Genomic DNA, 10,116 nt, shown 5'->3' on the forward strand with positions numbered 1-10,116 from the left:
CGAGCTGGGCGAAATCGAGTCCGCCCTGGAGGCCCTCCCCGGCGTCCGACGCGCCGTCGTGCTCGCTCGCGAGGACGTGCCCGGCAACCCGCGCCTCGTCGCCTACCTCGTCACCGACGAGGCCACCCCTGTCGACACGGCGGCGCTTCGCACCTCCCTCCTGCGCTCCCTGCCCGAGTACATGGTGCCCTCCGCCTTTGTCTTCCTGGAGGCACTGCCCCTCAACACCCACGGCAAGGTCGACCGCAACGCCCTGCCCGCGCCGGACGCCTCCGCCGCGAGTGCGGGCTACATCGCTCCGCGTACGCCCGCAGAGGAGACCGTGGCCGCCGTCTGGGCCGAGGTGCTCCACCTGGAGAAGGTCGGCGCCACCGACGACTTCTTCGCCCTCGGCGGCCACTCCCTGCTGGCCGTGCGCCTCATGTCGCGACTCCGGGAGCGCACCGGCGTCGCACTGCCCGTGTCGGCCCTCTTCCAGGGCTCCACGGTGGAGCGCCTCGCCCAGCGGCTGGAGCGGCGGGACGAAGGCTCCCGCTCCACCTCCAACCTGGTGCGGCTGGACGCGGGCACGGCCACGGGCCGGCCGCTCTTCCTCGTCCACGGCGGCGGCGGCGGCGTGCTGAGCTACACCGAGCTCGTCCGCCTGCTCGGCGCCGGCAGGCCCGTGTACGGCCTGTCCGCCTCCGGCCTGGACGGGGGCGAGCTGCCCGCGGCCTCCGTCGAGGTCCTCGCGCGGGACTACCTCGCGCAGCTGCGCGCCGTGCAGCCCCGGGGGCCCTACCTGCTCGGTGGCTGGTCCTTCGGCGGACTCGTGGCCTACGAGATGGCCCGGCTGCTCCAGGCGGAGGGCGAGCAGGTGGAGCTGCTGGCCCTTCTCGACAGCCACGCCCCCAGGAGCGAGCCGCTCCCCGAGCCGGACGCGCTCACGCAGCTCGCCGGCTTCGGCCGGGTGCTCGGCCTGTCGTGGCGGGACATACCGCTGGACATGGATGCGCTGCGGCGGATGGACGTCCGCGAGGCCCTGGCGCACGTGCTGGAGCAGGCGCGGCGCTCACCGGCCGGGGCGCTCGACCTGGACGTGGAAGCGGCCGAGCGCCTCTTCCGCGTCTACCAGCGGCTCAGTCAGGCCCAGCGCGCCTACGTGCCCGCTGGCACCTACACGGGCCCCACCGTGCTCTTCCGGGCCGCCACGCTCCCGGCCGGGATGCCCCGGACGGAGGACCTGGGCTGGCACGCATGGCTCACCGGCGCGTTGACGGTGTATGAAGTGCCGGGCGATCACTTCACCCTGCTGAGCGCGCCCAACGCCTCCCCCGTGGCGGAACGGCTCGCCAACCACCTGGACGCCCTGGAGCGCGACGCCTCATGACTCCCCCAGCCCCCTCCACATCGGGACACTCGATGCGGACCTTCTTCACCGTCTGGTTCGGGCAGCTCATCTCCGCGCTGGGCTCGGGCCTGACGACGTTCGCGCTCGGGGCGCACGTGTACGAGTCGTCCGGCTCCGTCACCAACTTCGCCCTCGTCGCCTTCTTCGGCACCCTGCCCATGGTGGTGCTGTCCCCCCTGGCCGGCGTCCTCGCGGACCGGTGGGACCGCCGGAGAATCATGCTGTGGGGAGACGTTGGCGCGGCCTTCAGCATCTTCCTCATCTGGCTGCTGTTCGCGGGCCAGGAGGCCGGGTACTGGACCATCCAGACCTGGTACTTCTACCTGCCCCTCTTCCTGGGCTCCGCCTGCTCCACGATGTGCTACCCGGCGTGGTCGGCGACGGTGCCGCTCCTCGTCCCCCGGTCGCACCTGGGCCGGGCCAGCGGTCTGTCGGAGCTGAGCGGCTCGCTGGCGCAGATTGTCGGCCCCATCCTCGCGAGCGCGCTGCTGGCCTCCATCGGCCTGCGCGGCATCCTCGTGCTGGACGCCGTCTCCTATCTCTTCGCCGTGGTGGTGATGGTCTTCGTCCGCTTCCCCGCGCCGCCCCGTGCCGCCGCGGCGCCGGGCGCCCCGCGCTCGCTGAAGTCGGACCTGGCGGAGGCCTGGAGCTTCATCCGTGAGCGCCCGGGCCTGCGCGGCCTGCTCATGTTCATCACCAGCATCGGCTTCGTCGTGGGCATGGTGATGCTGCTCATCAACCCGCTGGTGCTCGCCTTCACGGACGTCCAGTCGCTGGGACGCATCGCCACCTCCGCGGGAGTGGGCGGGCTGCTGGGCGGCATCGTCACCAGCGTGTGGGGAGGCCCCAAGCGCCGCATCGTGGGGCTCGTGGGCTTTCCCATCATCGCCGCGCTCGTCCTGCTGCTGGCGGCCCTTCCGCCCAACGTGCCCCTCATCGCGGGCGCCGCCGCCGTCTTCCTCTTCTGCTTCCCGCTCATCTCGTCCAGCAACCAGGTCATCTGGCAGACCAAGACGCCGCCCGCGCTGCAGGGGCGCGTGGCCTCGCTCCGGCGGGTGGTCTTCCAGAGCATCGGCCTGCTGGTGGCGCTCGTGGGCGGCGTCCTCGCGGACAAGGTCTTCGAGCCGGCGATGATGCCGGGCGGCGCGCTCGCCGCCACGGTGGGCGAGGTGATTGGCGTGGGCAAGGGGCGCGGCGTCGCCCTGATGTTCATCGTGCTGAGCCTGATGCTGCTGACGAGCGTGGCGGTGGTGTGGCTGTCCCCGCGCGTGCGCAACGTGGAGTCCGAGCTGCCGGACGTCCTGCCCTCTCACCCCAGGCCCATGCCCACGGCCGACGCCGCCACCGCGCAGACCGGCACCGCGGCCGAGCCGCGGCTGGCCTCCACCGGGAGCTCCGAGTCATGAACGCACTCAACCGATGGCTGCAGACGCTCCGCCGGCTACCGCCGGCCCTGGCCGCCGCCACACCGGGCCTGGGCCCCTGGCTCGCCCGCCGCCGCTGGCCCCGCGCGCAGGGCACCTTCCAGGTGGAGGGGCTGAACGGCTCCGTGGAAATCATCCGCGACACCTGGGGCGTGCCGCACATCTTCGCGAAGGACGAGCACGACCTGTTCTTCGCCCAGGGCTACGTGCACGCGCAGGACCGGCTGTGGCAGCTCGAGTTCGGCCGGCTCGTGAGCAACGGGCTGCTGGCCTCGGTGCTGGGCCCGCGCGTGGTGCCCATGGACCACCTGATGCGCACGCTGGGGCTGCGCCGCATGGCGGAGAAGAGCCTGCCGTCCGTGACGCAGGAGTCGCGCACCCTCCTGGAGGCCTACGCCGCCGGAGTGAATGCGCGCATCGCCCGCGAGCCGCTGCCCCTGGAGTTCACCATCCTGGGCCACACCCCGGGGAAGTGGACGCCGGTGGACACGCTGGTGCGCGGCAACATGCTGGCGCTCATGCTGGGCGGCAACTACCGCCTGGAGCTGCTGCGCGCGCGCCTGGTGGCCGAGGCCGGAGAGGAGGTCGCCGCGCTGCTGCTGCCCGTGCACGCGCCGCAGACGCCGCTCATCGTCCCCAAGGAGGCGAGGTACCCGGGCCTGCGCGGCGTGAAGGCGATGGAGGGGCTGGACGCCACGGACGCGGTGCTGGGAGACCCGAACATCGTCTCCGGCAGCAACAACTGGGTGGTGCACGGCCAGCGCACCGCCAGCGGCAAGCCGCTGCTCGCCAATGACGTCCACATCGGCCTGGGCCTGCCGTCGCAGTGGTACGAGAACGGCCTGCACGGCGGCCGGTTCAACCACGTGGGCTTCTCGCTGCCCGGCGTGCCCATGCTCGTCATCGGCCACAACGGCCAGGCCTCGTGGGGCATGTCCAACCTGGGACCGGACACCCAGGACTTCTACGTGGAGAAGCTGGACGACCCGAAGTCGCCCAAGCGCTACGAGTACAAGGGCGAGTGGCACGACCTGGAGGTGCTGCGCGAGGAGTTCCCCGTCCGGGGCGGTCCCCCGGCGGCGACGACCATCCGCAGCACGCGGCACGGCCCGCTGCTCAACCGGGTCATGAGCAGCCTGCTGGGCGACTCCGAGCCGATGGCGCTCCGGTGGGCCCACACCGACAGCAGGCCGCTCATCGACGCGCTGCTGGGGCTGAACCTGGCGAAGAGCTGGGAGGAGTTCCGCGCCGCGTGTGCCCTGTGGGAGAGCCCGGGGCAGAACTTCGTGTACGCGGACGTCAACGGCAACGTCGGCTACCAGTCCACGGGGCGCATCCCCATCCGCGCCGCGGGCCACCAGGGGACGGTGCCCGTGCCGGGGTGGACGGGCGAGTACGAGTGGCAGGGCTACATCCCCTTCGAGGACCTGCCCGCCTCCCTCAACCCGCCCGCGGGCTACGCTGCCACCGCCAACAACAAGATTACGTCCGACGACTACCCGTACGTCATCGCCCACAACTGGTTCCCGGGCTACCGCGCCCGGCGCATCACCGACCTGCTGGCGGAGGGCACGAAGCACACGGTGGAGGACATGAGCCGCATCCAGGCGGAGACGTACTCCATTCCCGCGGAGCTGCTGCGCCCGTACCTGCTGGCGGTGAAGCCCGCGGACGACGCGCAGGCCCAGGCCTTGAAGGAGCTGGCCGCGTGGGATTTGCGCTTCGAGGTGGACCGCGTCGGCGCCACCCTCTTCCAGGTCTGGTACATCCAGGTGCTGCGCGCCCTGCTGCGCCACAAGCTGGGGCCCAAGCTGGTGGAGCGCTACCTGGACAGCGACTACGAGCGCCACGGCAGCATGCACATGCCGCTGGTCATCGACCTGATGGGCAAGCCCGAGGACCCGTGGTGGGACGACCCGAAGACGTCCGAGCGGGAGACGCGGGACGACGTCCTGCGCCGCGCCCTGGGCGAGGCCCTGCGGTGGCTGGGTGAGCACCATGGGCAGGACCCGAAGGGGTGGGCGTGGGGCCGCGTCCACACGCTGACGTACCAGCACTCGACGCTCGGTGGGCCGGCCAGTCCTGGAATGCTGCGGCGCCTCGTGAACACCCGGACGCTGCCCGCGCGCGGCGACAACTACTCGGTGGACGGCGCCTCCTTCCTGTGGAGCCAGCCCTTCAAGGTCGTCCACGGCACGGCGCTGCGGATGATTGTCGACCTGGGAGACCTGTCGAAGTCCGTGGCCATCCACGCTCCCGGACAGACCGAGCACCTGTATCACCCGCATCGTGATGACCTGCTCGAGCTGAACCACCAGCTCCGCTACCACCCGTTGCTGCACACCCGACAGGCAGTGGAATCACACGCCCGGAACACGCTGACCCTGCAGCCGGCCGCGAAGCGCCCCTGACCTGAGCGCCAGCTTCGGGTAATACCGTCACGGCTCCCGCACTCTCATCTTCGATTCGTCGTACTTCGTGAGCGCGCGCAGGGAGACGCCGGCCGGCGACGGCCGTGCCGTGGCGTCGTGTGCGCGCTGGGAAAGGCAGTCTGGCCATGGCGCTCACCCCCGAACAGAAGCGCGCTCGGCTCGCCGAGCTGCTGCGTGACAAGGCCCGCCAGGCAAGGCGTGCTCCGGTGTCCTTCGCACAGGAGCGGATGTGGTTCACGGAGCGGCTCAACCCCGGGAGCGCCGCCCTCAACATCCCCACCGCCGTGCGCCTGTCCGGCGAAGTGGACGTCGAGGCCCTGCGCCGCGCGCTCCAGGAGCTGGTGCGGCGGCACGAAGCGCTGCGCACCACCTTCGTCGAGCAGGACGGGCAGGTGCTCCAGCACGTCGCACCCTCGCTGGAGGTCGCACTGCCCGTGCCGGACGCCCTGGACGAGGCGGACGCGTGGCACAGGCTTCATGCCGAGGCGAAGCAGCCCTTCGACCTGGAGAAGGGCCCGCTGCTGCGCACCGTGCTGTACCGCTGGGGTGAGCGCGAGCACCTGCTGCTCCTCAACGTGCACCACATCGTCTCCGACGGCTGGTCCCTGGGCGTGCTGGTGCGGGAGCTGGGCGCGCTCTACCCCGCGCTCGCGGCGGGCCGGGCCTCGCCGCTTCCGCCCCTGCCCATGCAGTACGCGGACTTCGCCGCGTGGCAGCGCGGCAATCTCCAGGGTGAGACGCTCGACTCGCAGCTCGGCTACTGGCGCCAGCGGTTGGATGCCAACGCCGTGCTGGAGCTGCCCACGGACAAGCCCCGGCCCTCCGTGGCCGGCACCGACGGTGCCCGCCTCACGGTGGTGCTGCCTCCCGCGCTGCTCCAATCGTTGAAGGACCTGGCGCGCCGTGAGGGCCGCACCCTCTTCACCCTGCTGCTGGCCGCGTACCAGGTGCTGCTGTCGCGCTACAGCCGCCAGGACGACGTCGTCGTGGGCTCGCCCGTCGCGGGCCGCAACCGCTCCGAGCTGGAGGGCCTCGTCGGCCTGTTCGTCAACACGCTCGCCCTTCGCACGGACCTGTCCGGGGACCCGTCCTTCCTGGAGCTGATGGGCCGGGTACACGAGATGTCGCTGGGGGCCTTCGCGCACCAGGACCTGCCCTTCGAGAAGCTGGTGGAGGCACTCCAGCCCGAGCGCAAGCTGAGCACCTCGCCGTTGTTCCAGGTGATGTTCACCTTGCAGAACGCGCCGCTGCCCCCGCTTCAGGTGCCGGGGCTGACGCTGGAAGCACAGCCCGTGGACAGCGGCACGGCCCAGGTGGACCTGATGCTGCTCGCCACCGAGCTGCCCCAGGGCCTGCGCCTCGCGGCCGTCTACCGCACGGACCTCTTCGAGGCGCCCACGGTGACACGGCTCCTGGGCCACTTCCAGACGCTGCTGGAGGGCATCGCCGCCCGGCCGGAGCGGCGCCTGTCCGAGCTGCCGCTGATGGACGAGGCCGAGCGCCGGCGCGTGCTGGCGGGCTGGAACGACACCGCGGTGGACTACCCGCGCGACGCCTGCATCCACCAGCTCTTCGAGCGGCAGGCCGCGCTCACGCCCGGCGCCGTCGCACTGGACTTCGAGGACCAGCGCCTCACCTACGCGCAGCTCGACACGCGCGCGAACCAGCTGGCGCACCACCTGCGCTCGCTGGGGGCCGGCCCCGAGTCGCTCGTCGGCGTGTGCCTGGAGCGCTCGCTGGAGATGGTGGTCGCCTTGATGGGCGTCCTCAAGTCCGGCACGGCCTACGTGCCGCTGGACCCGGCCTGGCCGCGCGAGCGCCTGGCATGGATGCTGGAGGACGCCTCCGCGCCGGTGCTCCTCACCCAGGAGCGCCTGCTGGGCGTCCTGCCGCCCCACTCCGCCCAGGTGCTGTGCCTGGACACGCAGTGGGCCGCCGTCGAGCACCAGCCCGGCACCCGGCCCGCGCCCCTGGCGGGCCCGGAGTCCCTGGCCTACGTCATCTTCACGTCCGGAAGCACCGGCCGCCCCAAGGGCGCGATGAATGCGCACCTGGGTGTCGTCAACCGGCTGCTGTGGATGCAGCAGGCGTACGGGCTGACGGCGGACGACACGGTGTTGCAGAAGACGCCGTTCAGCTTCGACGTCTCCGTGTGGGAGTTCTTCTGGCCGCTCATGACGGGCGCCCGGCTGGTGCTGGCGCGTCCCGGCGGCCACCAGGACCCGGCCTACCTGGTGCGGTTGATGGCCGAGCAGCGCATCACCACCGCCCACTTCGTGCCCTCCATGCTGCGCGCCTTCGTGGAGGAGCCGGGCCTGGAGGGACTGGTGGACCTGCGCCGCGTGGTGTGCAGCGGCGAGGCGCTGCCCGCGGACCTGGTGCTCAAGGCCCACGCACGCCTCCCTGCCGCCACCGTGCACAACCTCTACGGCCCCACCGAGGCCGCGGTGGACGTCACGTACTGGGAGTGCCCGCGCGGGGAGAGCCTGCGCTCCGTGCCCATTGGCCGGCCCGTGGCGAACACGCGCATCTACATCGTCGACGCGCATGGCCACCCGACACCCGCGGGCGTGACGGGCGAGCTGTACATCGGCGGCGTGCAGGTGGGGCGCGGCTACTGGCGCAGGCCCCAGCTCACCGCCGAGCGCTTCGTGCCGGACCCGTTCAGCGACACCCCGGGCGCACGCATGTACCGCACCGGAGACCTGGCGCGCTGGCTGCCGGACGGAGCGGTGGAGTACCTGGGCCGCGCCGACTTCCAGGTGAAGCTGCGTGGCTTCCGCATCGAGCTGGGTGAAATCGAGTCCGCCGTGCGCGCCTGCCCGGGGGTGGCCGACACCGTCGTGGTGGTCCGCGAGGACGGGGCCGCGGGCGCGCGGCTGGTGGCGTACGTCGTGGCCGCCGGGACGAGCCTGGACGTCACGGCCCTGGGCGCCGCGCTCGGGGAGCGGCTTCCCGCGTTCATGGTGCCCTCGGCCTTCGTGGTGCTGCCGGCCCTGCCCCTGTCGCCCAACGGCAAGGTGGACCGCAAGGCCCTGCCCGCACCAGAGCAGCCGGAGACGTCCCGCGAGTACGTCGCCCCGCGCACGCCCACCGAGGAGCTGGTGGCCGGCCTCTTCGCCCAGGTGCTCGGCGTGGAGCGCGTGGGCGCCAGGGACAGCTTCTTCGAGCTGGGCGGCCACTCCCTGCTGGCCACCCGGGTCGTCTCGCGCATCCGCGCGTCCTTCGGCGTGGAGGTGGCCCTTCGCGAGCTGTTCCAGGCCCCCACCGTCACCGCGCTCGCCGCGCGCATCGACGCCGCCGTGAGCGCGGGGGAGGTCGGGACGCAGCCGCCCATCGAACGCGTGCCGCGCACGGGGACGCTGCCCGTCTCCTTCTCGCAGCAGCGCCTGTGGTTCCTGGACCAGCTCGAGCCCGGCAGCCCGGCCTTCAACATGTCGTTCACGCTGGAGCTGACCGGGACGCTGGAGGCCGAGGCGCTGCGCCAGAGCCTGGAGGCCCTGGTCCATCGCCACGAGGCCCTGCGCACCACGTTCCACGGTGAGGCAGAGGGCCCGGTGCAGCGCATCTCCGCGCCCGCTCCGCTGGAGCTGCCCCTCGTCGACCTGAGCGGCCTGCCGCCCGGAGAGCGTCAGGCCGAGGCGCGGCGCCGGCTCAACACGGAGTCCCTGCGCCCCTTCCACCTCTCCACCGGCCCGCTGTTCCGGACCCTCCTGCTGAGGCTCGAGCCACGGGTGCACGTGCTGCTGCTCAACGTGCACCACATCGTCTCCGACGGCTGGTCGATGAGCATCCTGGTGCGGGAGCTGACCGCGCTCTATCCCGCCTTCGCCGCGGGGCGGCCTTCGCCCCTGCCGGAGCTGCCGCTCCAGTACGCGGACCATGCGGCGTGGCAGCGCCGGTGGCTGGATGACGCGGAGCTGGAGAAGCAGCTCTCCTGGTGGCGGCGACAGCTCGAGGGTGCGCCTCAGGACCTGGAGCTGCCCACCGACAGGCCGCGCACCCACCACGCCTCGCCACCGGGAGCCCTGGCGCCCGTCCTGCTCCCGCGCGAGCTGGCCGGAGCCCTGGAGTCCCTCTGCCAGCGCGAAGGCCTCACGCCCTTCATGCTCCTGCTGGCGGCGTTCCAGGTGCTGCTGTCGCGCTACTCCGGCCAGGACGACATCTCCATCGGCTCGCCCGTGGCGGGGCGCAACCGCGCCGAGCTGGAGGGCATCGTCGGGTATTTCCTCAACACGCTGGTGCTGCGCACCCGGTTGGACGGAGACCCGACAATGCGCGAGCTGTTGGGCCGCGTGCGTGAGACGGCCCTTGGCGCGTACGCCCACCAGCACGTCCCCTTCGAGCAGCTCCAGCCCATGCGCGACCTGCGCCAGGCCCCGCTGTTCCGGGTGATGTTCATCCTGCAGAACACGCCGCCCGCGGAGCTGGCCCTCCCGGGGCTGGTGATGCGCAGCGCCCCCATGGGTGACCACGTCGCCAGGTTCGACCTGACGCTGACGCTGACGCGCACGGCGGAGGGCTTCGAGGGAGCGCTGGACTACCGCGCCGACCTGTTCGATGCGACCACCGCCGAGCGCATGGTGCGGCACCTGCACACGCTCGTGGAGGCCGTGGTCGCCAGTCCCGAAAAGCACCTGTCCTCGCTCTCCCTGCTCTCGGGCGAGGAGCGCCAGCGGCTGCTCGTGGATTGGAGCGGCACCCGCGCGGACCTCCCCGACGCCTGCATCCACTCGTTGTTCGAGGCCCAGGTGTGCCGCACCCCGGACGCGCTGGCCGCCTCCTTCCAGGGGGAGCACCTCACGTACGCGCAGCTCGACCTGCGGGCCAACCAGCTCGCTCATGCGCTGCGCCGCCGGGGTGTCGGGCC

Annotated in this window: 4 protein-coding genes; all 4 read left to right on the plus strand. The window is 72.1% G+C overall.

Translation table 11 applies throughout. The features are described from left to right. The coding region (locus tag K8638_RS43790) for an alpha/beta fold hydrolase (RefSeq protein ID WP_223760744.1) at window positions 1-1,369 on the plus strand (1,369 nt) is incomplete at its 5' end. Continuing rightward, window positions 1,366-2,796 carry an MFS transporter gene (locus tag K8638_RS43795; protein ID WP_223760745.1) on the plus strand — a complete coding sequence of 477 codons (1,431 nt, stop codon included), beginning with the start codon at window positions 1,366-1,368 and terminating at the stop codon, window positions 2,794-2,796. The genes K8638_RS43790 and K8638_RS43795, both read left to right, overlap by 4 nt. Then, window positions 2,793-5,225, plus strand: coding sequence for a penicillin acylase family protein (locus K8638_RS43800; protein WP_223760746.1), 2,433 nt, complete (start codon window positions 2,793-2,795; stop codon window positions 5,223-5,225). The genes K8638_RS43795 and K8638_RS43800 overlap by 4 nt, the downstream gene beginning before the upstream one ends. A 146-nt stretch (window positions 5,226-5,371) precedes the next feature. Beyond that, window positions 5,372-10,116: non-ribosomal peptide synthetase (locus tag K8638_RS43805; RefSeq protein ID WP_223760747.1), on the plus strand; the 4,745-nt coding region annotated here is incomplete at its 3' end.

The organism is Myxococcus sp. RHSTA-1-4 (assembly GCF_020037125.1).
Lineage (GTDB): Bacteria > Myxococcota > Myxococcia > Myxococcales > Myxococcaceae > Myxococcus.